General features: G+C 73.0%; 15 protein-coding genes. 5 read left to right on the top strand and 10 right to left on the bottom strand.

The genetic code is table 11. From position 1 onward, the window contains the following. Nucleotides 1-19: 19 nt before the first annotated feature. From ABT034_RS30100 to ABT034_RS30085, 4 genes are all read right to left on the bottom strand, one after another. A complete protein-coding gene (locus tag ABT034_RS30100) occupies nucleotides 20-1,495 on the bottom strand; it encodes an NCS2 family permease (RefSeq protein WP_351220233.1) in 1,476 nt (491 codons plus the stop codon). Nucleotides 1,496-1,737: 242 nt separating this feature from the next. Continuing rightward, on the bottom strand, nucleotides 1,738-4,125 hold the full coding sequence (locus ABT034_RS30095) for a xanthine dehydrogenase family protein molybdopterin-binding subunit (protein ID WP_318206237.1): 2,388 nt from the start codon (nucleotides 4,123-4,125) through the stop codon (nucleotides 1,738-1,740). Nucleotides 4,126-4,127: 2 nt separating this feature from the next. Then, complete coding sequence (locus ABT034_RS30090; protein ID WP_351220232.1) at nucleotides 4,128-4,715, bottom strand: (2Fe-2S)-binding protein; 588 nt, start codon at nucleotides 4,713-4,715, stop codon at nucleotides 4,128-4,130. Nucleotides 4,716-4,717: 2 nt separating this feature from the next. Then, the gene (locus ABT034_RS30085; protein ID WP_351220231.1) at nucleotides 4,718-5,608 is read right to left on the bottom strand and encodes an FAD binding domain-containing protein; all 891 of its coding nucleotides are present in this window, start codon (nucleotides 5,606-5,608) and stop codon (nucleotides 4,718-4,720) included. 305 nt (nucleotides 5,609-5,913) lie between these two features. Here ABT034_RS30085 and ABT034_RS30080 point away from each other — a divergent pair, with 305 nt between their 5' ends. Together ABT034_RS30080 and ABT034_RS30075 are read left to right on the top strand one after the other, a co-directional pair. Next, on the top strand, nucleotides 5,914-7,611 hold the full coding sequence (locus tag ABT034_RS30080; RefSeq protein WP_351220230.1) for a PucR family transcriptional regulator: 1,698 nt from the start codon (nucleotides 5,914-5,916) through the stop codon (nucleotides 7,609-7,611). Between the two features lie 303 nt (nucleotides 7,612-7,914). Continuing rightward, on the top strand, nucleotides 7,915-8,703 hold the full coding sequence (locus ABT034_RS30075; protein ID WP_351220229.1) for a hypothetical protein: 789 nt from the start codon (nucleotides 7,915-7,917) through the stop codon (nucleotides 8,701-8,703). A 33-nt stretch (nucleotides 8,704-8,736) separates the two neighbouring features. On the opposite strand, the gene ABT034_RS30070 is transcribed toward ABT034_RS30075, so the two are convergent. Both ABT034_RS30070 and ABT034_RS30065 read right to left on the bottom strand, forming a co-directional pair. Further along, a complete protein-coding gene (locus tag ABT034_RS30070; protein ID WP_351220228.1) occupies nucleotides 8,737-10,404 on the bottom strand; it encodes a WD40 repeat domain-containing protein in 1,668 nt (555 codons plus the stop codon). A 121-nt stretch (nucleotides 10,405-10,525) separates the two neighbouring features. Continuing rightward, entirely contained in the window at nucleotides 10,526-11,326 is an 801-nt protein-coding gene (locus tag ABT034_RS30065; protein WP_502973086.1) for a GntR family transcriptional regulator, read from the bottom strand. Between the two features lie 438 nt (nucleotides 11,327-11,764). Here ABT034_RS30065 and ABT034_RS30060 point away from each other — a divergent pair, with 438 nt between their 5' ends. Together ABT034_RS30060 and ABT034_RS30055 are read left to right on the top strand one after the other, a co-directional pair. Beyond that, nucleotides 11,765-12,631, top strand: a complete 867-nt coding sequence (locus ABT034_RS30060) for a (2Fe-2S)-binding protein (protein ID WP_351220227.1) — start codon at nucleotides 11,765-11,767, stop codon at nucleotides 12,629-12,631. A gap of 204 nt (nucleotides 12,632-12,835) precedes the next feature. After that, nucleotides 12,836-13,966 (top strand): DUF2637 domain-containing protein, encoded by a 1,131-nt coding sequence (locus ABT034_RS30055; RefSeq protein ID WP_351220226.1) that lies wholly within the window; start codon nucleotides 12,836-12,838, stop codon nucleotides 13,964-13,966. Between the two features lie 57 nt (nucleotides 13,967-14,023). Here the strand turns inward: ABT034_RS30055 and ABT034_RS30050 are convergent, their stop codons facing one another. From ABT034_RS30050 to ABT034_RS30035, 4 genes are all read right to left on the bottom strand, one after another. Continuing rightward, a complete protein-coding gene (locus tag ABT034_RS30050) occupies nucleotides 14,024-14,428 on the bottom strand; it encodes an ATP-binding protein (protein ID WP_351220225.1) in 405 nt (134 codons plus the stop codon). Nucleotides 14,429-14,499: 71 nt separating this feature from the next. Then, complete coding sequence (locus tag ABT034_RS30045) at nucleotides 14,500-16,242, bottom strand: pyruvate dehydrogenase (protein WP_351220224.1); 1,743 nt, start codon at nucleotides 16,240-16,242, stop codon at nucleotides 14,500-14,502. A gap of 55 nt (nucleotides 16,243-16,297) precedes the next feature. Next, nucleotides 16,298-17,728 (bottom strand): protein phosphatase 2C domain-containing protein, encoded by a 1,431-nt coding sequence (locus ABT034_RS30040; RefSeq protein WP_351220223.1) that lies wholly within the window; start codon nucleotides 17,726-17,728, stop codon nucleotides 16,298-16,300. Between the two features lie 123 nt (nucleotides 17,729-17,851). Further along, nucleotides 17,852-21,613: a S8 family peptidase gene (locus tag ABT034_RS30035; RefSeq protein WP_351220222.1), complete on the bottom strand. Its 3,762-nt coding sequence runs from the start codon at nucleotides 21,611-21,613 to the stop codon at nucleotides 17,852-17,854. 232 nt (nucleotides 21,614-21,845) lie between these two features. Between ABT034_RS30035 and ABT034_RS30030 the strand changes: the two genes are divergently transcribed. Continuing rightward, nucleotides 21,846-22,829 (top strand): helix-turn-helix domain-containing protein, encoded by a 984-nt coding sequence (locus tag ABT034_RS30030; RefSeq protein ID WP_351220221.1) that lies wholly within the window; start codon nucleotides 21,846-21,848, stop codon nucleotides 22,827-22,829. Nucleotides 22,830-22,874 lie beyond the last annotated feature (45 nt).

The raw sequence follows: 22,874 nt of genomic DNA, 5'->3' as shown, positions 1-22,874 counted from the left end.
GAGGGCGGCGGGGGCGTCGTCAGCCGACGCCGAGCCAGCTCTCGATCGGGTGGATCGCGAAGTACACGATGAAGATCGCGGTGAGGCCCCACATGAAGGCTCCCACCTCGCGGGCCTTGCCCTGCGCCACCTTGATGACGGCGTAGGAGATGACACCGGCCGCGACACCCGTGGTGATGGTGTACGTGAAGGGCATCAGGACCACGGTGAGGAACACCGGGATCGCCACGGAGCGGTCGCTCCAGTCGACGTGCTTGGCGTTCTGCATCATCATCGCGCCGATGACGACCAGGGCGGCGGAGGCGACCTCGGCCGGCACGATCGCGGTGAGCGGGGTGAAGAAGAGGCAGAGGGCGAAGAAGGCACCCGTGACGACGGAGGAGAGGCCCGTGCGGGCACCCTCGCCGACGCCGGTGGCCGACTCGACGAAGACGGTCTGGCCGGAGCCGCCGCCGACACCACCGATGACACCGCCGGCGCCGTCGATGAACAGGGCCTTGGACAGGCCCGGCATGCGGCCCTTGTCGTCGGCGAGGTTGGCCTCGGAGCCGACACCGATGATCGTGGCCATGGCGTCGAAGAAGCCGGCGAGGACCAGGGTGAAGACGATCATGGTGATCGTGATGTAGCCGACGTCGCCCCAGCCGCTGAAGGACACCTCGCCGATGAGCGAGAAGTCCGGCGCGGAGACGGCGCTGCCGTTGAGCTCCGGCGGACCGGAGAACCAGGCGCCCGCGCCCTTGGCCGGGATGTCCGCCACGGCGTTGACGATCATGGCGATGACGGTGCCCGCGACGATGCCGATGAGGATGGCGCCGGGGACGTTGCGGGCCTGCAGCGCGAAGATCAGCAGGAGGGTGACGGCGAAGATGAGGACGGGCCAGCCCATGAGTTCGCCGGCCGGGCCGAGGGAGACGGGGCCGCCGCCCGGGGCGGGGTTCTCGTGGACGAAGCCGGCCTTGACGAAGCCGATGATCGCGATGAAGAGGCCGATGCCGATGGTGATCGCGTGCTTGATCGCCAGCGGGATCGCGTTCATGATCATCTCGCGGAGGCCGGTGACGACCAGGAGACAGATGATCACACCGTAGGCCACGCACATGGCCATCGCCTGCGGCCAGGTCATGACGGCGACGACCTGCGAGGAGAGCACACCGGAGACGCTGAGTCCCGCCGCGAGGGCCAGCGGGACCTTGCCCCAGAAGCCCATCAGGAGGGTGGTCACGGCGGCGGCGAGCGCGGTCGCGGTGATGAGGGCGGGCTGGCTGAGGAGGTTGCCCTCGACGTCCTTGCCACCGAGGATCAGGGGGTTGAGCAGGAGAATGTACGCCATCGCCATGAAGGTGGTGACGCCGCCGCGGATCTCCGTCGCGACGGAGGATCCTCTCTCCGAGATGTGAAAGTACCGGTCGAGCCAAGAGCGGCCGGCGGGGACGTTGGAGCCGGAGCCCGCGTCCTCCGAAGCGGTCTTGGGCTCCACAGACGACTGGGTCATGGGGCCTACTCCCAAGGTTCAAAGGGGCACCCGCGTCAGACTTCGAAGGACTCTGATCTGGTGAAGTTGCGGGATTTGGGATGCTGCGTGGGCTGCACGACCCGGGGGACGGCCCGAGACGAACGAAGTGAATCGGTACTGCGGGTACTGCGCGTGTTTCCGGCGGTGCCGGGGTTACTCCGGGCGGTACGGGCGGGGGGAAGTGTGACGTTCCTGGGGAGGCACGTACCGCCCGGAGAGTTCTAGAGGGTGCCGGTGAGCGCCTCGGGGCGTACCGGCGTCTTGTTGAGCTCCAGGCCCGTCGCCGCCCGGATCGCCGCGAGGACGGCCGGGGTGGACGACAGGGTCGGGGCCTCACCGATGCCCCGCACGCCGTACGGCGCGTTGGGGTCGGCCAGCTCGAGGTAGTCGACCGGGATGGTCGGCGTGTCGAGGATGGTCGGGATCAGGTAGTCGGTGAAGGAGGGGTTGCGCACCTTCGCGGTCTTCGGGTCGACGATGATCTCCTCCATCACCGCGACGCCCAGGCCCTGGGTGGTGCCACCCTGGATCTGGCCGATGACGGAGAGCGGGTTGAGCGCCTTGCCGACGTCCTGGGCACAGGCCAGTTCGATGACCTTGACCAGGCCCAGCTCGGTGTCGACCTCCACCACCGCGCGGTGCGCGGCGAAGGCGTACTGGACGTGGCCGTCGCCCTGGCCGGTGACGAGGTCGAAGGCCTGGGTGGGGCGGTGCCTCCACTCCTCCTCGACCTCCACGGCCTGGTCCTCGAGGACGTCCGCGATGCTCGCGAGGGCCTCGCCGCCGTCGGTGACGACCTTGCCGCCCTCCAGGAGGAGTTCGGCGTTGGCCCAGGCCGGGTGGTACGAGCCGAACTTGCGCCGGCCGATCTCCAGGACCTTCTCGCGGACGATCCCGCAGGAGTTCTTGATGGCGCCGCCGGTCATGTACGTCTGGCGGCCCGCGGAGGTCGAACCGGCCGAGCCCACCTGGGTGTCGGCGGGGTGGATGGTGACCTGCTGGACGCCGAGCTCGGTGCGGGCGATCTGCGCGTGGATGGTGACACCGCCCTGGCCGACCTCCGCCATGGCGGTGTGGACCGTGGCGACGGCCTCGCCGTTGATGACCTCGATGCGGATCTTGGCGGTCGAGTAGTCGTCGAAGCCCTCGGAGAAGCCGACGTTCTTGATGCCGACGGCGTAGCCGACGCCCCGCACGACACCCTCGCCGTGCGAGGTGTTGGACAGACCGCCCGGCAGCGCGCGGACGTCCGCGCCCTCGCCCGCGGCCTCCCACTGGCGCTCCGGCGGCATCGGGCGGGCCTTGACCATGCGGAGCAACTCGGCGACCGGGGCCGGCGAGTCCACGACCTGGCCGGTCGGCATGATCGTGCCCTGCTCCATGGCGTTGAGCTGGCGCAGTTCCACCGGGTCCATGCCCAGCTTGGCCGCGAGCTTGTCCATCTGGGCCTCGTAGGCGAAGCAGGCCTGGACCGCGCCGAAGCCGCGCATGGCGCCGCAGGGCGGGTTGTTGGTGTAGAGGCCGATCGCCTCGATCTCGACGTCGTCGATGACGTACGGGCCGACCGAGAGGGAGGAGGCGTTGCCGACGACCGATGCCGTGGACGACGCGTAGGCGCCGCCGTCGAGCACGATCTTGCACTTCATGTGCGTGAGCTTGCCGTCCTTGGTGGCGCCGTGCTCGTAGTAGAGCTTCGCCGGGTGGCGGTGGACGTGCCCGAAGAAGGACTCGTACCGGTTGTAGACCATCTTGACCGGCTTGCCCGTGCGCAGGGCGAGCAGCGAGGCGAGGATCTGCATCGAGATGTCCTCGCGGCCGCCGAACGCGCCGCCGACGCCGGCCATCGTCATGCGGACCTTCTCCTCGGGCAGGCCGAGGCAGGGCGCGATCTGCTTGAGGTCCGAGTGCAGCCACTGGGTGGCGACGTACAGGTCGACGCCGCCGTCCTCGGCCGGTACGGCGAGGCCGGACTCGGGGCCGAGGAAGGCCTGGTCCTGCATGCCGAAGGTGTACTCGCCCTTGACGATGACGTCGGCCCGCTTGGCGGCCTCGTCCGCGTTGCCGCGGATGATCGGCTGGCGGTGCACGATGTTCGGGTGCGGGACGTGACCGGAGTGGTGGTCGTCGCGGCCCTCGTGGACCAGGATCGCGTCCGGAGCGGTGGCCGAGGCCTCGTCCGTGATGACCGGGAGCTCCCGGTACTCGATCCTGACCTTGGCGGCGGCGCGGCGGGCGGTCTCCGGGTGGTCGGCGGCCACGAGGACGACCGGCTCACCGTGGTGGCGGACCTTGCCGTAGGCGAGGACCGGGGTGTCCTGGAACTCCATGCCGTAGTTCTTCGCGGCCGGCAGGTCCTCGTGCGTCAGGACGGCGTAGACGCCGTCCATCGCGAGGGCCTCGGAGGTGTCGATGGACACGATCTCGGCGTGGGCGACGGTGGACCGGAGGACCTGCCCCCACAGCATGTCCTCGTGCCACATGTCGGAGGAGTAGGCGAACTCGCCGGTGACCTTGAGCGTGCCGTCCGGGCGGAGCGTGGACTCGCCGATGCCGCCCTTGACGTGGTTCTGGGTGACGTCGCGGGGGATACCCGTGGTGGTGCCAGCCATGATCAGACCGCCTCTCCCTGACGGGCGGCCGCGAGGCGGACCGCGTCGAGGATCTTCTCGTAACCGGTGCAGCGGCAGAGGTTGCCGGAGAGCGCTTCGCGGATGTCCGCGTCCGACGGGGACGGGTTGCGCTCCAGCATCTCGTCGGCCGCGACGAGCAGGCCGGGGGTGCAGAAGCCGCACTGGACGGCGCCGGCGTCGATGAACGCCTGCTGGATGGGGCTCAGTTCGACGCCCTCGCCCGTCTGCGAGTCCTGACCGGGCTTGGCTTCCCACTTCTTGGCGGCGTCGAGCGAGGTGCCGCAGGCGCCCGTGGCGCAACCGGCGTGCTCGGAACGCTCCTTGGCGAAGTCGGCGAGGCCCTCGACCGTGACGACCTCGCGGCCCTCGGCCTGACCGGCGGCGACCAGACAGGAACAGACCGGCACCCCGTCGAGGCGGACCGTGCAGGAACCGCACTCGCCCTGCTCGCAGGCGTTCTTGGAGCCGGGAAGCCCCATCCGCTCACGCAGAACGTAGAGGAGGGACTCGCCCTCCCAGACGTCGTCGGCTTCCTGCGGACGACCGTTGACCGTGAAATTGACGCGCATGGTTATGCAGCTCCCTCAAGCGTGCGACCGGTGCCCCGGTACTGCTCCCAGGTCCAGCCGAGCTGGCGGCGGGCCATGATGCCGACGGCGTGGCGGCGGTACTTGGCGGTGCCTCGGACATCGTCGATCGGGTTGGCGGCGCCCGAGCAGAGGTCGGCGAACTGCTTCGCGATCGACGGGGTGATGATCTTGCCGTTGTCCCAGAAGCCGCCCTCTTCCAGAGCCGCGTTCAGGAAGGCCTCGGCCTCCTTGGCGCGGATCGGGGTCGGCGCGGCGGAGCCGATGCCGGTGCGTACGGTCCGGGTCTCCGGGTGGAGGGCCAGACCGAACGCGCAGACGGCGATGACCATCGCGTTGCGGGTGCCGACCTTGGAGTACTGCTGGGGCCCGTCCGCCTTCTTGATGTGGACGGTCTTGATGAGCTCGTCGGGCTGGAGCGCGTTGCGCTTCACGCCCGTGTAGAACGCGTCGATCGGGATGAACCGGCTGCCGCGCACCGACTCGACCTCGACCTCGGCGCCCGCGGCGAGCAGGGCCGGGTGGGCGTCGCCGGCGGGCGAGGCGGTGCCGAGGTTGCCCCCGACGCCACCGCGGTTGCGGATCTGGGGGGAGGCGACCGTGTGCGAGGCGAGCGCCAGACCGGGCAGCTCGGCCCGCAGGTTCTCCATGATCCGGGTGTACGGGACGGAGGCGCCGAGCCGTACGTTCTCCTCGCCGACCTCGTACTCGCTGAGAAGCTCGATGCGGTTGAGGTCCAGGAGGTACTCGGGGCGCCGGTGGTCGAAGTTGATCTCGACCATGACGTCGGTACCACCGGCGATGGGCACGGCCGTGGGGTGCTCGGCCTTGGCGGCGAGCGCCTCCTCCCAGCTGGCGGGGCGAAGGAAGTCCATGGTGGCTCTCTTCTAGTGATTCTGGTGATCGGGGATCGCGCAGGGTTCCGGGGGTACGGCCGGCCCTCGACTTCATGTTCATGTGCTGTTCACGCGGTGTGTGGCCTAGTACACAAGCCCACGATCGCCCGGGTGCAGTCACCGAAAACATGAAGGAGTTGGCTGGCTCCCGTCGTCGTCTTGTAGATTCGAACGAAAGGCGGGGAACAGAAACCTCGCTGTTTTCCCCTGGAAACGGTGGCACCACTGCACCGTCGACAACGCGACACCCTCCACCCCACTGACGAAGGAACGGCGGCGACACGATGCGGCTGCGCGCACTGCTGGAGAACGACGCGCTCGGGCTGCGCCTGCTCGGCGGCGACGACGAGCTCGATCGCACCGTCCGCGGCGTGATGACGACCGACCTGAAGGACCCCAGCCGGTACCTTTCGGGCGGCGAGCTGGTGCTCACCGGCCTCGCCTGGCTGCGGGAGCCCGCCGACGCCGAGCCCTTCGCCCGCATCCTGGCCTCGGCCGGGGTCGCGGGCCTCGCCGCCGGCGAGGCGGAGCTCGGCGACATCCCCGACGATCTCGTACAGGCGTGTTCACGCCATCGGCTGCCGCTCTTCGCGGTCAACGAGTCCGTTGCGTTCGCGACGATCACCGAGCACGTTGTTCGACAGGTCTCCGGCGAACGGGCCGGCGACCTGGCGGCCGTCGTCGACCGGCACCGGCGGCTCATGACCTCGGGACCGGCGGGCGGCGGCCCCGAGGTGGTCCTCGACCTGCTCGGCTCCGACCTGGACCTGCGGGCCTGGGTCCTCTCCCCCACCGGCCGCCAGATCGCGGGCGCGGGCGAGCCGCTCACGGCGAGCCTCGCCGCCACCCTGGCCGGCGAGCACCTGGCCGCCACCCGGACGGGACGGCGCGGCCCGCACCGGCTGAGCACCGGCGGAACGGCGTACTCGCTCTTCCCGATCCGCAACACCGGCCGCGGTGCCGTCCCGGCCGCCAGGGACGTGCGCGAGACGGTCCTTTCGGACTGGCTGCTCGCCGTGGAGGCGGACGCCGGGGACTGGCCCGCCGCCCGGCTCGACCTGCTCCAGGGCGTCACCCAGCTGATCGCCGTCGAGCGGGACCGGCGCGACGCGGCCCGTACGGTACGGCGCCGGCTCGCCCAGGAGGTCCTCGAACTGGTCCAGACGGGCGCCGCGCCCGCCGAGATCGCGGCCAGGCTGCGGGTCGCGGCCCCGGTGCTGCTGCCCGGCCTGGGCACGGCCCCGCACTGGCAGGTGGTCGTCGCCCGGGTCGAGTGGGAGCAGGAGGCCGGGCAGGGCACCCCCGTGGACGGCGGTCCGGTCGCCCAGGCGCTCCTGGAGGAGATCCTCGTCGACCCGGCGACCGTGGGCGCCGAGTCGGCCGACCGGATCGCCGTCGCGCACAGCGGCGACGAGGCCATCGCCCTCGTCCCGCTGGCGGCGGGGCCGCTGCCGGACAGCGAGGACGACGGCCCCGCGGCCGCCCTCGGCCTGCACGCGGACGCGCTGCTCGCCGCCGTACGGGCCCCGCTCTCGGCCGGTCTCGCCGACGACGGGCGGCTCACCCTCGGGGTCAGCGCGGCCGTGCACTCGGCGGAGGGCCTCCGCGGGGCCCTGGAGGAGGCCAGGCACGCCCGCCGGGTCGCCGCCGCCCGTCCGGGCCGGGTCTGCGCCGCCGGCCACCACGAGCTGGCCTCGCACGTGCTGCTGCTGCCGTTCGTCCCGGACGACGTCCGGCGCGCGTTCACGGCCCGGCTGCTCGACCCGCTGCGCGACTACGACCGGCGCCACCGGGCGGAGCTGATCCCGACCCTGGAGGCGTTCCTGGACTGCGACGGTTCCTGGACGCGCTGCGCGACCCGGCTGCACCTGCACGTGAACACGCTGCGCTACCGGGTGGGCCGGATCGAACAACTGACCGGACGCGATCTGTCGCGTCTCGAGGACAAGCTCGACTTCTTCCTCGCCCTGCGGATGAGCTGACCGGATGAGCTGAGCGGCCCGTTCGGGATTCACCCCTTCGGGCGAGTCCGGTGGAGTGACGTCCTGGCCGGTGAGGCCCGTCGGCGGGGGCGGCCGACGGGCCGCCCCAGTGCCTGATCACGGGCCTCACGGCGATCTGACGGCCCCTCGGCCGCGCTCCCGGCAGCGGTACCCCGATCCGCCGCCCTCTTGTGAAATCTTTCACCTGACCCCTTGGCCAGGTACTCCCCTTCGTGCTGAGATGCGTTTCTCACTCAACAGCTCAATGGCGTGCTCGGGGAGGGCAATGTGGCGGATACCGCCATGTCTGGTTCCGAATCAAGTGGCGGCGAAGATCCGTCCCTCGCCTACGGCAAGGACACCCCCGTGGAGACCGCCATATGGCGGCTCCGTTCCCGGGGATGCTGGACGGACGCGGCAGCACTGCTCGCGCCGCACGCGGCCGAACCGGACGCCGCACTCGAACGGGCCGCGCTGCTGATCGAGCGCTGCCTCTACACCGAACAGGGCTGGGCCGACGCCGAGGAGGCGCTCCGGGCGGCCGAGGCGGTGGCCCGCACCGACGAGGAACGTGGGGCCGCGGCCTGCGAACGGGGCTATCTCGCCTACGCGTCCACGCTTCTCGGCGTACGCGACCGGGCCGACGAGGCGCGGATGGCCCTCGGCCGGGCGGCGGCCCTGATCGCCCCGTCCGCCGAGGGCCGGCCGCTGCTCGACCTGCGGCGCGGGCTCATCGCCCAGAACCTCTCCGACTCCCCGCAGGCCGCGCGCGCCGCGTACCGCAGGGCGCACGCGGGGGCCGTCGCGCAGGGGGACTCGCTACTGCTCTCCTCGACCTGGCGCCACCTCGCCGGACTCGCCCTGCGGGAAGGCGAGTTGGCGGAGGCCCGGCACGGCTTCGCGGAGTCGCTCCGCATCCGGGAGGAGCTGGGCTACCTGGTCGGTACGGCCCCGGCGCTCACCGCCCTCGCCACTACGGAGACGGAGCCGGAGGCGGGCCGGCTGCGCGCGGAGGCCCGCCGGCTCTTCCGGCTCCTCGGCGGGGTGCCGACCTGGCTGGCGAGCCAGCTGACGCCGCAGACGGCGGTCTGAAACCCCTTCACCGGTACGCCTTGTGACGCGAGTTCAGCTCTTCGGGGCGAGGCACACCAGGCTCTCGTCGGTGCCGATGAGCAGCGAGCCGGAGCCGGTGACGGCGACCGCGCGGACCGGGGGGCCCGGACGGAACGACAACGTCCGGCCCCCCTCGGGGCGGTGGAGGGCGACGAGCCCGTCGGCCCAGGCCACGGCGACCAGCGGGCCGTGCGGGGTCTGGGTCGCGTGCAGGGAGACCACCGGCGAGGGGCGTTCGGTGAGGGGGTCGGGGCGCGGATCGCGGCCCGGGGTCCAGATCCGGACCGTACCGTCGGCGCCGCCGGAACAGACGAACGGGGTCTCGGAGTCGACGGCGGACACCGCCGTGACCCGGCCGCTGTGCGAGGCCGCCTGATGCAGGCCCGTCAGGCCGAAGGCGTGCACGGAGCCGAGCCGGTCCCCCACCACCACCGAGCCCGCGATGGCCGCGAGGGCCGTCCCCGGATGCCGGGCCAGGGTCGCGGAGACCGCCTCCGTGAGGCGCTCCAGGTACGGGGCGCGGGGCGCCGCCCCCCGTACGGTGTGCAGCCTGCCCCGGTCGTCCAGGAGGAGCACCGTGCCGTCGGGCGCGGGCGCGAGCGCGGTGATCCGGCCGGGCACGGTGTGGGCGAGGCGGCCCGAGGGGCTCGCGTCGGCCTCGTGGAGGAGGCGTACGGCGCCGGTGTGGTCGCCGACGAGCAGAGTCCCCTCCAGGGGGCCGCCGGCCGCGCCGAGGACGGTGACGGGGCCCGGCCAGGGCGGGGTCAGGTCGCCGCGGTGACGGGCCCAGCGGAGCCGCCAGGGGGCGGCCGCCGCCAACTCGGCGAGGGTGGGGCGCAGTCGGGGGTCGGCTCCGTCACCGAGGGCGGCGAGCAGCACCAACGCCCGGTCGGCCGGGGGTTGTTCACGGCAGAGTGACTGTCCGGCCCGCATCCAGGCGGCCCGCAGCCCGCCGTGGTCCTCGGCGGCGTTCTCGCCGGGGCGGGCGGGCGGCTCCGGGCCGTCCAGGGTGCCGGGAAGTCCGGCGGCGGCGGAACCGGTGACGTACGCCGTGGTGACGAGCAGCGGGTCCGCCGTACAGACGGCCACCGGGTCGGAGAGGTCCGGCAGCGGCCGCTCCTGCCGTGGCGCGGTGCCGTCGGCGGGGTCGGCGTCCCCTTCGAGGTCCACGACGGTCACCCTGCGGTCGGAACGCAGTGCGGCGGGGGCGGGGGTGCCGCTGCGGGCCTCGACGACGAGACGGATCCGGCCGACGCCGGCGAGTTCGGCGATCAGCTCGGTGAGCGCGGCGGGTTCGGCGGCGTCGTGCAGATCGGTGAGGAGGAGGACGGTACGGCCGGGGGGCCGGGCCTCGCTGGTGGCGAGGGCGTGCACGAGGTCGCCGGGCGACCTGGCCACCACGCCGAGGCGGTCGGCGATCGTCCAGGTCGCGCCGAGGACGCTCTGGCCCGCGAGCGGGACGAGCACCCGGGCCGCTCGGCGGCGCGGCCGACCGGCCCGCGGCCCGTACGCGGCGAGCCAGCCGAGCAGCGCCGTCTTGCCGCTGCCGGGGGCGCCGGTGACGAGGCAGAGCCGGGGCGCCTCGGGATCGGTGAGCCAGCCGAGCAGGGCCGTGGCCCCGGCTTCCGTGCCGGTGGCGGGTCGTCCGTCCCATGCCGGGGACGGGGTCGCGGACGGCATGGGACACCTCACGGGCGACGCGGTGCGGACGGCTGACGTCAACGACCTTAGTGGTCCGGGGCGCTGGGGGGCGTGCTGTCGATCAGTCCGTTCCGATCGGCAGGGGACCGTGAGGCGGGCCCTAGCATTCCGAGCCGGTGAAGTGCTCCCGTACCAGGGTCTGTACGACGTTCAGGTCCTGGGCGATCAGGGCGTCCAGGAGGGCCGCGTGCTCGGCGGCGTCGGCGACGAGCACACCGTGGCGGAGGGCGGGGGCGCTGAGCAGGGGCCACTGGGAGCGGCGGTGGAGGTCGTCGGCGACGGCCAGCAGCTGCTCGTTCCCCGCGAGGGAGAGGACGGCGCGGTGGAAGGCCCGGTCGGCCTCCGCGTAGTGGGCGCGGTCGCCCCGGGCGGCGGCGGCCGAGGTGGCCTCGGCGAGCGGGCGGAGTGCGGCCCAGCGGGCTGCCGGGACCGTGCGGGCGAGCCGCAGCATGACGGGGACCTCGATGAGCGCGCGGACCTCGGCGAGTTCCGCGAGCTCGCGCGGGGTGCGTTCGACGACGCGGAAACCTCGGTTGGGCACCACCTCGACGGCGCCCTCGACGGCGAGGCGCTGCATGGCCTCGCGGACGGGGGTGGCGGAGACCCCGAAGCGCTCACCGAGGGCGGGGGCGGAGTACACCTCGCCGGGGACGAGCTCGCCGTCGACGAGGGCGGCGCGGAGGGCGTCGAGGATCTGCCCGCGGACGGAGTGCCGCACGACGCGGGGAGCGGGAACGGGGACGGGGGCCGCCGCCGGCTCGCCGTGGGTGTGCTCACCGCGGGCGTCCTCGGCCCGCCGACCCTGCTCCGTACCGAGGGCGCCTTCGGCGCCGGAAGGCCGCGGCACGCCCCGGGCCTCCTCCACACCGCGGCCGCCCTCGGCGCCGGAAGGCCGCTGCACGCCCCCGGTCCCCTCCGTACCGCGAACGCCGTCCGCGCCCCGGCCCCGGTCCGTGCCGCGGGCCTGCTCGGGCCCGCGGCCCTGTTCGGGGACGCGGGCGACACCCGCGACCGCACGTCCTGTATCCGCACGTCCTGCATCCGCGCGCGCCGCGTCCGCGCGTCCGGCGGCCCCGCGTCCCGCGACCGCCGCGTCGCCGAAAGGCGGCGGGGGCTGGCTCCCCGTCGCCCGCTCGCGCGCTGCGCCCTGCTCCACCCGGGTCCTCCTGCGGCCTCGTGCCGGGCCCCGCTCGCGTCGCCGGGGTCCTCTGTGCACCATAGGCGAACGGACCGGCATCAGGGCCGTGGGGGCCGCCCCGCTGGTGGCCGGTGGTGAGAGGTGACCTCGAATCGGGTAAGGTAAGGCTAACCTGCCAACGATCGCGATTCGGTGGTCCGCATGACCGTCCCCGCTCTGTTGCCCGCCCCTCCGGCCTCGCCCGTCGCGGCCGCCTACGCGCGCCTCGCCGAGGTCTTCCCCCATCTGCGGATAGAGGAAGCCTCCCCGGGTGAGCGGCTGCCGCGCGGAGCCGGCTGGGTCGGCGCGGAGGACCTCGCGGCCGGCGGCGCCGACCTCGACGCCTTCCTCGCCTGGGACAACGCGCAGGTGCTGCGCGACTACGGCACCCAGGCCCGACCCGACGTCGTCGCCAGCTTCGGACTGCACCGGTACGCCTGGCCCGCCTGCCTCCTCGTCACCGTCCCCTGGTTCCTGGACCGCAGGGTCCCCCGCCTTCCCGCCCGGAACGTCTCCTTCCAGCGCGCGCTCGGCCGCCTGGCGGTCGGGGTCGAGGAGTTCGCCTGCCTGCCGGGCGACCCCGCCGCCGCGCTGCCCGGCGCCCGGGTCGTCGCCGACGAGGACGCGCTGCGGGCCGAGGTGCGCGCCTCGCTCGCCGAGCACTTCGAGGCGATCCTCGACGGCTTCGGCTCCCGGATGCGGCGCGGCCGCCGCGCCCTGTGGGGGATGGCCACGGACGAGATCGTCGAGGGCCTCTGGTACGTCGGGACGCTGCTCGGCGAGGAGCGGCGGGCGATGGACGAGCTCGAACTCCTCATGCCGGGCACGGCCAAGCCGTACAAGCCGTACGCGGGTGCCGCCGGCTTCCGCGAGCTGGCCGGTTCCGAGGGGCCGGACGGGGAGCCGCGCGCCACCCGCGACCGGGCCACCTGCTGCTTTTTCTACACGCTGCGGCCCGACGACACCTGTGTCACCTGCCCGCGTACCTGCGATGCCGAGCGGGTCCGCCGACTGGCCGCGGCCGCCTGAGACTCCCGGGTGATTAAGCCACCCGGACGGGTGGCGTAAATCGAACCCAACCCCCTCCTCTTGCATGGGCGTTCGAGTAGATCGCACCTATTCGTATGCCGTGGCGCCCCGATGGCGTGCTCTTGCCCGGAAACCCCTTGAGCGCCCCGCGGGGTCGGCCAGTATGGGCCGCCAAACGCCCTACTGCGATGCAAGGGACACCGCATGAGACTGACCGACATATCGCTGGACTGGCTGCTTCCGGGTGGCGTGATGGTGGCCGGAGTCCTGACGGCGGTGGCGGTGCTCGCGCGCGGGAAGCGCGCCGGTGACCAGGCCGCGGCCGAGGACTCCTGGGAGCGCAACGAGGAGCGCCGCAGACGCAAGGAGGCCGTCTACGGCACCGCTTCCTACGTCCTCCTCTTCTGCTGTGCCGCGGTCGCCGCGGCGCTCTCCTTCCACGGACTCGTCGGCTTCGGCCGGCAGAACCTCAACCTCACCGGAGGCTGGGAGTACCTGGTCCCCTTCGGCCTCGACGGCGCCGCCATGTTCTGCTCGGTGCTCGCGGTCCGCGAGGCCAGCCACGGCGACGCGGCGCTCGGTTCGCGCCTCCTCGTCTGGCTGTTCGCGGGCGCGGCCGCCTGGTTCAACTGGGTGCACGCACCGCGCGGCCTCGGCCACGACGGGGCCCCGCAGTTCTTCGCGGGCATGTCCCTCTCGGCGGCGGTCCTGTTCGACCGGGCCCTCAAGCAGACCCGCAGGGCCGCGCTGCGCGAGCAGGGCCTGGTGCCCCGCCCGCTGCCGCAGATCCGGATCGTGCGGTGGCTGAGGGCGCCCCGGGAGACCTTCGCCGCCTGGTCGCTGATGCTTCTGGAGGGCGTACGGACCCTGGACGAGGCCGTCGACGAGGTACGTGAGGACCGGCGGGAGAAGGAGCAGAACCGCATCCGCCGGCGTGACCAGGTCAAGCTCGACCGGGCACGGCTCAAGGCGATCAACCGCCAGCACCGGGCCTTCGGGCTCGGCAGGGGCGGCGGGCGCCAGGTCGAGATGGCGGCGCTGGGCGCTCCGCCCGGGGCCGGAGCGGGCCCGGGTCCGGGGCCCGGCAACGGCTCGGGTTCCGGTTCGGGTTCCGCCTCGGCGTCCGTGCAGGCCGCCGTCGCGGAACCCGCCATAGCGGACCCCGGACAGCTGCCGCTTCGCCCCCGGCCCTCCCTCCAAGCCGTCAGGGGTCGTGACATCCAGTCGAGCGACTCCCGGACGGTGGACCTCACCGCGGAGGACGACACCCAGACGCTGCCCCGTCTCGACTCCCTGGAGCGCAAGCTCAAGGATCTGGAGCAGCAGTTCGGCTGACGCACCTCACCGTCCGCCGGACACACCGTCCACCGCACACCTCGGCGGGGCCGCCTCTCAGGCGGCCCCGCCGTTCAGTTCGAACCACACCACCTTGCCCAGCTCCTGGTCCTCGACCCCCCAGGAGTCGGCCAGGGCCTCGACGAGGACGAGCCCCCTGCCGTGCGTACCGTCGTCGGCGCGCGGTACGTGCGGTGGGGCGAGGCCGGGGACGAAGTCACGGACCTCGACCCTCAGCTGCTCGGGCACGACCGTCGCGGTCACGACGGCTCCGTGCTCGGTGTGGATCAGGGCGTTGGTCACCAGTTCGCTGGTGAGCAGTTCCGCCACGTCGGAGGCGCCAGGACCGCCCCATTTCCGCAGCAGTTCACGCAGGGCATGTCGCACCTCCGGCACCGCGGTGAGATCAGCGCATCCCACCTTTCTGAGCAGTTGAGTCGGCTGTCGTGCCTCCCCGGCCATATCCCCCCACCCACAGATCGCGTCGAACAGGCTCACGGGGATGCATGCCCCGCCAAAACGCCCGCATTCCCTCAGGGCCGGGGCACGTTGCGCAGGTTGGAGCGGGCCATCTGGACCATCCGGCCCACTCCCCCGTCCAGGACGATCTTGCTGGCGGAGAGGGCGAAGCCGGTCACCATGTCGGCGCTGATCTTCGGCGGGATGGAGAGCGCGTTGGGGTCGGTGACGACGTCCACGAGGGCCGGGCCCTTGTGCTTGAAGGCGTCCTTGAGGGCGTTCGCCAGCTGCTTGGGCTTCTCGACGCGGACGCCGTAGGCGCCGGCGGCGCGGGCGATCGCCGCGAAGTCCGGGTTGTGGTTCGTCGTTCCGTACGAAGGGAGACCGGCGACCAGCATCTCCAGTTCGACCATGCCGAGCGAGGAGTTGTTGAAGACGATCACCTTCACGGGCAGGTCGTACTGCACGAGGGTGAGGAAGTCGCCCATCAGCATGGAGAAGCCGCCGTCGCCGGAGAGCGAGACGACCTGCCGGTTGCGGTCGGTGAACTGGGCGCCGATGGCCTGGGGCAGGGCGTTCGCCATCGAGCCGTGGCTGAAGGAGCCGATGATCCGGCGCCGCCCGTTGGGGCTGAGGTAGCGGGCCGCCCAGACGTTGTTCATGCCCGTGTCGACCGTGAAGACGGCGTCGCCGTCGGCGAGTTCGTCGATGACGGAGGCGACGTACTCGGGGTGGATGGGGACGTGCTTCTCGACCTTGCGGGTGTAGGCCTTGATGACGCCTTCGAGGGCGTCGGCGTGCTTCTTGAGCATCTTGTCGAGGAAGCGGCGGTCGGTCTTGGCCCGGACGCGCGGGATCACACAGCGCAGGGTCTCGCGGACGTCGCCCCAGACGGCGAGGTCGAGCCGGGAGCGGCGGCCGAGGTGCTCGGCCCTGACGTCCACCTGCACGATCTTCACGTCGTCGGGCAGGAACGCGTTGTACGGGAAGTCGGTGCCGAGCAGGATCAGGAGATCGCACTCGTGGGTGGCCTCGTAGGCGGCGCCGTATCCGAGCAGGCCGCTCATGCCGACGTCGTACGGGTTGTCGTACTGGATCCACTCCTTGCCGCGCAGGGCGTGGCCGACGGGGGCCTTGATCCGCTCGGCGAACTGCATCACCTCGGCGTGGGCCCCGGCCGTGCCGCTGCCGCAGAAGAGGGTCACCCGGCCGGCCTCGTCGATCATCCGAACGAGCGCGTCGATCTCGGTGTCTCCGGGGCGGACGGTCGGGCGGGTGGTGACGAGGGCCGTCTCCGCCGTCTTGTCCGGGGCGGGCTGGGAGGCGATGTCGCCGGGGAGCGAGACCACGCTGACGCCGCGGCGGCCGACGGCGTGCTGGATCGCCGTGTGGAGCAGCCGGGGCATCTGCTGGGGGTTGGAGATGAGTTCGCTGTAGTGGCTGCACTCGCGGAACAGCTGGTCGGGGTGGGTCTCCTGGAAGTAGCTCAGGCCGATCTCGCTGGACGGGATCTGCGAGGCGAGGGCCAGGACGGGGGCCATCGAGCGGTGGGCGTCGTAGAGCCCGTTGATCAGGTGCAGGTTGCCCGGCCCGCAGGAGCCCGCGCAGGCGGCGAGACCGCCGGTGATCTGGGCCTCGGCGCCGGCGGCGAAGGCCGCGGTCTCCTCGTGCCGCACGTGGATCCAGTCGATGCCCCGGGTACGGCGGATCGCGTCGACGACGGGGTTGAGGCTGTCACCGACGACGCCGTACAGGCGCCGCACGCCCGCGCGGACGAGGATGTCGACGAACTGTTCCGCCACGTTCTGTTTGGCCATGGCTCCATCAACACATGGCCCGGCGGGTTGCGCCCGGCGGGTTGCGCCCGGTGGATTACGCCTCCCAGACGCCCACCCCGGTGCGGTCGTCGGCGTAACCGGTCACCCTCAGCTGGGTGTCGGCGAGGAAGGTGGCGAGGCCGGGCGCCTCGGTGTCGGCCCAGCGGTCGGCGAGCTCGCGGGCGAGGGCGGGTTCGCCGCGCATCGGCTCGGCGAGGCCGGGCGAGGCGAGGAGCAGGGTGTCACCGGGGCGGGCGACGGAGGCACGGAAGCGGAACGGCTCGGCGGGCGGCGCCACGGGGTCCTCGACGAGGGGCGCGGGGGCGGTGGTGATGCCGAGGTCCATGGTGAGCCGGTCGCCCTCCTCGGTCTCGGAGGCGACGGCCTCCGCGGGCGGGCTCGGGGGCGGTGAGCCGAAGCCGACGACGGGGGCGCCGGTGACGGCGGCCGGTCCGGGCAGAAGCGGTTCGATGTCCTGCCAGGCGCCGTCGCGGAGCCGGAAGAGACCGCCGCCGCCGATGCCGAAGAAGACCCGGGTGCGGCAGGCGGGGTCGGCGGGGACCAGCAGGCAGCGGAGGGTCGCGGTGTACTCGTCGGGGGCGAGGCCCCGGTCGGCGGCGCGGGCCCTGAGCTTGCCGTACGTACGGTCGGTGAGCCGGTGCAGTCCCGACTTGAGGTCGCCGCGGCGGCCGGACCTGATGTCCTCGGAGAGCCGGGCGTGGCTGCGGCAGACGGCCTCGGCGATCCACCGGCAGGCGTCGGCCGCGGCGAGATGGGCGTCCTCGGCGGCGCGGGAGCCGGCGGCGACGGCGACGAGGACGAGCGCGGTCTCGTCGTGGCCGAAGCGGGCGGTGAGCAGGGCGTCGCGGCGGGGCTCGCCCCGGTAGCGGGCGGAGTCGCCCCGTACGGAGGCGGCCCGTACGGTGCAGGTGCCGTAGCGGGCGCCGTCGAGGACGGTGTCGGCGACCAGCTCGCCGAGTTCCCCCGGCCGGGCGACGGGCAGGGCGGTCGGCTCGGGCTCGTAGGTGGGCGGGCGGCTGCCGACGAATCCGGTACGGGGGCGGGGGACGGAGACCGCGACGGTGAGGTCGTGTCCGGCGCCGGGCAGGTCCTCAGCCTCCTCCGCCCGGGCCTCCTGCGGATCGGGGGCGGGCTCGGGCTCCGGCGGCACCGGCGTCTGGACGGTGGGCGCGGCGGCCGGGGGCGGCGGAGACGGCGCGGCAAAGGTCCGCGGCCCCTCGGGCGGCGCCTCCCAGGGCGCCGGGCCGGCGACAGCCCGGGCCGGCGGCGGTCCGGTGGGCGCGACGGCCGGGGCCGGCGGCGGAGGCGGTTCCGGGGCGGGCGCCGGGGCCCGCGAGCCCGTCGTGGCGCGGGTCGCCGTGGCGAAGTGGTCGTCGAGTGTGTCACCCGAGGCCGTCGGGGCCGTGTCCGGCGCCGACTCGTCGTAGAGCTTGTCCCACCAGTTGCTGTCCCCCTGCTGAGTCATGCCCCTATTTTCCACCGCGCACGGCGTCCGAAAACGGGACATCAGGAAAACCGTTGCTGCGAATGGGTGGTCCGCCGGGCGGCCCCACCCCCCACGGGAAGGACGCCCGGCGGACCGGCGTGGTCAGCGCACGTCGTAGGCGCGGACCACGGTCTGGGTGACGGAGTTGCCGTTGGCGTCCGTCAGTTCGGTCCTCAGGGTGACGGGCTTGCCGGCCGCGCCCGTGTGGTTCACGGTCGCGGTCCAGTGACCGCCCTGCTGGGAGACCCGCGCTTCGGTCCAGGTCGTACCACCGTCATAGGAGTACGAGAGCTTCGCCGAGGTGAGCGCTGCGGGGGTGTAGCCCGCGTGACCCGTCGCGGTGAGGCCGATGTGCTGGCCGTCGGTCGCGGCGAGGGTCTTGAGTCCGTCCTCCGGAAGGTCGTACCGGGGGAAGATAATCGGGATGCCTTGAGAATAGACGGTCTCGTCAAGCTTGGAGGTGAATTCCCACACCGAGTTGACGGATGTGGAGCGGGCCCACACCTTGCTGCCGATCTTCATGGTGTTCTGTTCGAGCGTGTACGTCCCGGCTTCGGCCGGTACCTCGAAGGCTCCGAACGGCCAGGCGTTCTCGCCGAGGAGCTCTCCGTCGCGGCTGAGCCGGAGGTTGCCGATGTCGCCGAAGGACCCGGGCTCGGCGTGGTGGGTGCTGTCGCCCCACATGGCGTTCGCGAAGCCGATGAGGTTGCCCTGCCGCTCGGAGACGAGGACCGGCTTGCCGGCCGTGTCGCGCGGGGCGGTGGGGGCGATGACTCCGTCGTACCAGCGCTCGGTCCGCTTCTCGCCGGGCGTGTACGTGTGGCGGGCGCCGATCATGAGTTCACCGAACGGGAAGCTGCTGTTGACCATCTGGCTCCAGGCGGTGTCACCGGTGCTGTGGTACTCGGTGCGGGTGCCGGGCGCGGGGACGGTCTCCAGGGAGCCGAAGGAGACGGTGACGCCGTTCGGCCGGTGGGCGGCCGGGAAGTCGGTGAAGTCGGTGGTGATGCCGGCCGAGCCGTAGACGGAGTCCGTACGGCCCAACTGGCCGTCGCGGACGCGGTAGTTCCTGTCGTCGCGGACCGCGCGGGTCTCGGGGAAGGCCAGGTTGTAGACGTACGGGGTCTTCGCGGTGGCCTGCCAGGCGAGGGTGACCTCGCCCGCGGCCAGCCTGCCGAGGAGCGCGGTCGCCTCCGTGGACGGGACGGAGAGGACCGGCAGTCCGAGTCCGGTGAAGGAGCCGCCCGGGTACCAGCGGCCGGGGGCCGCGTGGTGGACGACAACGGCGACGGCGCCGGCCGCCTTGGCGTTGCGGGCGAGGGCGCCCGCGCCGGTGGAGCCGTCGGGCAGGCGGACGAGGGCGATACGGCCCTGGACGCCGGCGGCCTTCAGTTCCTCCGGGGTCCCGGTCCCGGCGTCGACGAGCCGGGCGGAGCCGGTGCCGTCGAGGTTGTCGGAGCCGAGGGAGGCGGTGAGCGGGTGCAGGGTCAGGCCGTCCGTGGTGCGCAGCGAGGTGATCTGCGGGGCCCCGGCGCGCCAGTAACTGCCGAACTCGAAGTCGCCCTCGTCGGCGGCGCCTTCGACCGAGGCGTAGTAGGAGCGGATCGAGCGCGGGCCCGCCGCGGTGCCGGCGTGCAGCCAGGTGTCGTCCCAGGAGCGGGCGAACGCGAGGGTGGCGCCGCGGAGTTCGGTGGCCTTGTCGGTCTTCACCGACAACTGGTGGGCTGCGCGGGCGTCGAGGACGACGGTGGTGTCCTTCCTCAGCTCCAGCTGCGGGCGGCCGAGGTAGCTGAGGGAGTCGTTCAGCGTGGCGCCCTCGCCCGCGTCGGGGGTGGTGACGAACGAGGAGAGGAAGTAGCTGCCGGGGCGCAGGCGATAGACCTGGTCGGCGGCGCCTTCGTTGAAGCGGCGCTCGCCGCTGGCGTCGTCGGTGCCGATGACGTCGAGGGAGGAGGCGCCGGTGGCCGGCTCGCCCCGGCGGTCGATCAGCTTGACGCGGAGGGTGACGGTCTCGGGCTCGACGTACAGCGAGAACGGGGTGGAGACGTGGATGCCGCCGTTGCCGGTGGCGATCACGCGGCCGGTGACGTCGCCGTACTGGGCGCGGTCCAGGTGGGCGGTGGGGTCGACGGCCAGCGGGACCTGGACGGTGGCGCCGGCCGGGACGGTGACGGTGCGCCGGTCGAGGCGGGCGACCGAACTCCGTACCCGGGAGCCGTCGTTGCCGGTGACCTTCTCGACGGCCAGGTTCAGGGTGACGGGCGCGCCGGAGGTGTTGGTGTACGGGACGGAGACCGTGGTGCGGTCGGTCCGGTCCTGCGGCCAGTTGTAGGTACCGCCCTGGACGGCGGGTGAGCCGAGGACCGTCTGGTCGATCGCGGCCTTGACGTCGAGGCGGCCGCCGCCGACCTCGCGGACGTCGCCGGGAACGGAGCTCTCGGCGGAGGCGACGAGCGCGGCCTTGACCTGCTGTCCGGTCCAGTCGGGGTGGCGCTGCTTGACGAGGGCGGCGGCGCCCGCGACGTGCGGGGTGGCCATCGACGTACCGGACATGGCCTGGTAGGCGTAGATGCCGCGGCCGCCCGCCGCGGCGGCGGAGATGCCGACGCCGGGGGCGGCTATCTCGGGCTTGAGGGTGTGCTGGACGATCGTCGGGCCGCGGCTGGAGAAGTACGCGGTGGAGTCGTCGCGGTCGGTGGCGCCGACGGTGAGGACGCCGGGGGCGCAGCCGGGCGAGGAGACCGTGTTGAGGGTGGGGCCGGTGTTGCCGGCGGCGACGACGAACAACGTGCCCTCGTTCTGGGCGAGTTCCTCGGCCGCGGCGCTCATCGGGTCGGTGCAGTCGGTGGGTACGGGGCTGCCGAGGCTCATCGAGACGACGTCGGCGCCCTGGGCGACGGCCCACTCCATGCCCGCGATGATCCAGGACGCGGCGCCGGAGCCGGAGTCGTTGAGGACCTTGCCGTTGAGGAGGGCGGCGCCGGGGGCCACGCCCTTGTTCCTGCCGCCGCTCGCGGCGCCCGAGCCGCCGACGGTGGAGAGGGTGTGGGTGCCGTGGCCCTGGCGGTCGCCGGCGGTCTCGGAGTCGGTGAAGTTCTCCGATGCGGTGACGCGGCCCTTGAGGTCGGGGTGCTCGGCGTCGGCTCCGGTGTCGAGGACGGCGACCTTGGTGCCCGTCCCGTCGTAGCCAGCGGCCCAGGCCTCGGGGGCGTGGACCTGCTTCGTCGAGCGTTCCAGGGTGGCCTGGACCTTGCGGTCGAGCCAGAGCTTCGTGATGCCGGAGGCGGCGCGGGCCGCGGGGGCGTTCAGCTCGGCCCAGAAGGTGGCGGCCTGCTTCTTCTCCGCCGCGAGGGCGACGCCGTCGATGGTCTTGAGGACCTGGCCGCGCCGGGCGCCGCGCGGGGCCGCGGGGACGGAGCGGGCGAGGTCGGTGCCGTAGACGGCGATGAGGGGCAGCGTGGTGGTGGCGGCGTCGTCGTAGCCCTGGCGGACGAGTCCGGTGACGTTGAAGAGCTGCTCGTCGACGCGTCCGGCGGCGAGCGCGTCGGTGGCGTCCTCGGGGTAGACGTACAGGTCCTGGCCGGAGCGGCGGGTCTGGACCAGGGGGACGGTGCCGTCCTCGCGGGGCAGGGCGGTGGCGGCGGGGTTGCCGTCGGCGTCGTGGGTGACCACGACGCGGTCGCCGGTCACCAGGGTCACGGTCGCGGGCCGGTCGCCGGCGCGGGCCGGGGCCTCGCCGCCCACCAGTGGTCGCTTGCCGGCCGTGTCGTCCTGCGGCTCGTTCGCCGCGGACGGCGCGACCGCGGTGACGGCAAGGACGACGGCGGTCGCCGCCCCCAGGGCCGTACGCGAAATCGGGCGCATCGCTCTCCCCATCTGATTCCGGAAATCAGGCGCAGAACACCCGTCTCCGGTGGCTGTTGATGCTGCGGTGGCGCCACATTGGCAGAGGTGAGGGCCGTGCAGGGATGATGGGGAAGGCGGGAATACGCCGTGGCCGTTTCCCGCCAGGTCACCAACGGAACGAATGCCTCCGGTGAACGTCCCGGGAAGATCGGGGACGCTCGCCGGAGGTGGGGCGAGGGGTGGGGCATCGATGCTGGGAGCGATAGGACTCGACGAGCGCCAGGAGTCCGCGTACCGGGCGCTGGTCGCCCTGGGCGCGGCCGAGGTGACGGACCTCGCGCACCGGCTCGCGCTGCCCGAGCGGGACACCGAGCGGGCGCTGCGCCGTCTTGAGTCGCAGGGGCTCGCGGCCCAGTCCTCGGCCGGGATCGGGCGGTGGGTGGCGGCGCCGCCGGGGGTGGCGCTGGGTGCGCTGCTGACCCAGCAGCGCCACGAGCTGGAGCAGGCGGAGCTGACGGCGAAGCTGCTCGCGGAGGAGTACCGGGCGGAGGCCGCGGAGGCGGCCGTGCACGACCTGGTGGAGGTGGTGACCGGGGCGAGCGCCGTCACCCACCGCTTCCTCCAGCTCCAGCTGGGCGCGCAGGAGGAGGTCTGCGCCCTGGTGACGGGCAAGCCGATCGCGGTCTCCGGCATGGAGAACGACGCGGAGGAGCAGGCCGCCGGGCGGGGGGTGCGCTACCGGGTGGTGATCGAGCGCGAGGTGCTCACGCTCCCGTCCGGGCTCCTCGAACTCTCGGCGGCGCTCGGCCGTGAGGAGCGGATCCGGGTCGCGGACCGGGTCCCGACGAAGCTGGTGGTCGCCGACCGGAACCTGGCGATGGTGCCGCTGACCGGGCGGGGCGCGGAGCCCGCGGCGATCGTCGTGCACGCGAGCGGGCTCCTCGAATCGCTGATGGGCCTGTTCGAGTCGGTGTGGCGCGACGCGCTGCCGCTGCGGCTCGGGGCGGGCGCGCAGATCACCGAGGACGAGGCGCCGGGCCCGGACGTCATGGACCTGGAGATCCTGTCGCTGCTGCTCGCCGGGATGACGGACGCGAGCGTGGCCAAGCAGCTGGACCTGGGGCTGCGGACCGTACAGCGGCGGGTGAAGGGGCTGATGGAGCTGACCGGGGTGACGACCCGGCTGCAGCTGGGCTGGCACGCGTACGAGAAGGGCTGGGTGGCGCGCGGCTGAGCGGGGCCGCGGCTGGCTTGAGCCGCCCCGGATGGCGGCTGCGAC

The sequence above is a fragment of the Streptomyces sp. NPDC002773 genome, assembly GCF_040295605.1.
Classification (GTDB): Bacteria; Actinomycetota; Actinomycetes; order Streptomycetales; family Streptomycetaceae; genus Streptomyces.
The sequence above is the reverse complement of the archived record's forward strand: the minus strand, read 5'-3'. Positions and strand labels throughout refer to the sequence as shown.

What these genes read in the sequence shown, in the direction of transcription:
- ABT034_RS30100 (WP_351220233.1), bottom strand. Translation starts at nt 1,495, where the DNA reads ATGACCCAGTCGTCTGTGGAGCCCAAGACCGCTTCGGAGGACGCGGGC.
- ABT034_RS30095 (WP_318206237.1), bottom strand. Translation starts at nt 4,125, where the DNA reads ATGGCTGGCACCACCACGGGTATCCCCCGCGACGTCACCCAGAACCAC.
- ABT034_RS30090 (WP_351220232.1), bottom strand. Translation starts at nt 4,715, where the DNA reads ATGCGCGTCAATTTCACGGTCAACGGTCGTCCGCAGGAAGCCGACGAC.
- ABT034_RS30085 (WP_351220231.1), bottom strand. Translation starts at nt 5,608, where the DNA reads ATGGACTTCCTTCGCCCCGCCAGCTGGGAGGAGGCGCTCGCCGCCAAG.
- ABT034_RS30080 (WP_351220230.1), top strand. Translation starts at nt 5,914, where the DNA reads ATGCGGCTGCGCGCACTGCTGGAGAACGACGCGCTCGGGCTGCGCCTG.
- ABT034_RS30075 (WP_351220229.1), top strand. Translation starts at nt 7,915, where the DNA reads ATGTCTGGTTCCGAATCAAGTGGCGGCGAAGATCCGTCCCTCGCCTAC.
- ABT034_RS30070 (WP_351220228.1), bottom strand. Translation starts at nt 10,404, where the DNA reads ATGCCGTCCGCGACCCCGTCCCCGGCATGGGACGGACGACCCGCCACC.
- ABT034_RS30060 (WP_351220227.1), top strand. Translation starts at nt 11,765, where the DNA reads ATGACCGTCCCCGCTCTGTTGCCCGCCCCTCCGGCCTCGCCCGTCGCG.
- ABT034_RS30055 (WP_351220226.1), top strand. Translation starts at nt 12,836, where the DNA reads ATGAGACTGACCGACATATCGCTGGACTGGCTGCTTCCGGGTGGCGTG.
- ABT034_RS30050 (WP_351220225.1), bottom strand. Translation starts at nt 14,428, where the DNA reads ATGGCCGGGGAGGCACGACAGCCGACTCAACTGCTCAGAAAGGTGGGA.
- ABT034_RS30045 (WP_351220224.1), bottom strand. Translation starts at nt 16,242, where the DNA reads ATGGCCAAACAGAACGTGGCGGAACAGTTCGTCGACATCCTCGTCCGC.
- ABT034_RS30040 (WP_351220223.1), bottom strand. Translation starts at nt 17,728, where the DNA reads ATGACTCAGCAGGGGGACAGCAACTGGTGGGACAAGCTCTACGACGAG.
- ABT034_RS30035 (WP_351220222.1), bottom strand. Translation starts at nt 21,613, where the DNA reads ATGCGCCCGATTTCGCGTACGGCCCTGGGGGCGGCGACCGCCGTCGTC.
- ABT034_RS30030 (WP_351220221.1), top strand. Translation starts at nt 21,846, where the DNA reads ATGCTGGGAGCGATAGGACTCGACGAGCGCCAGGAGTCCGCGTACCGG.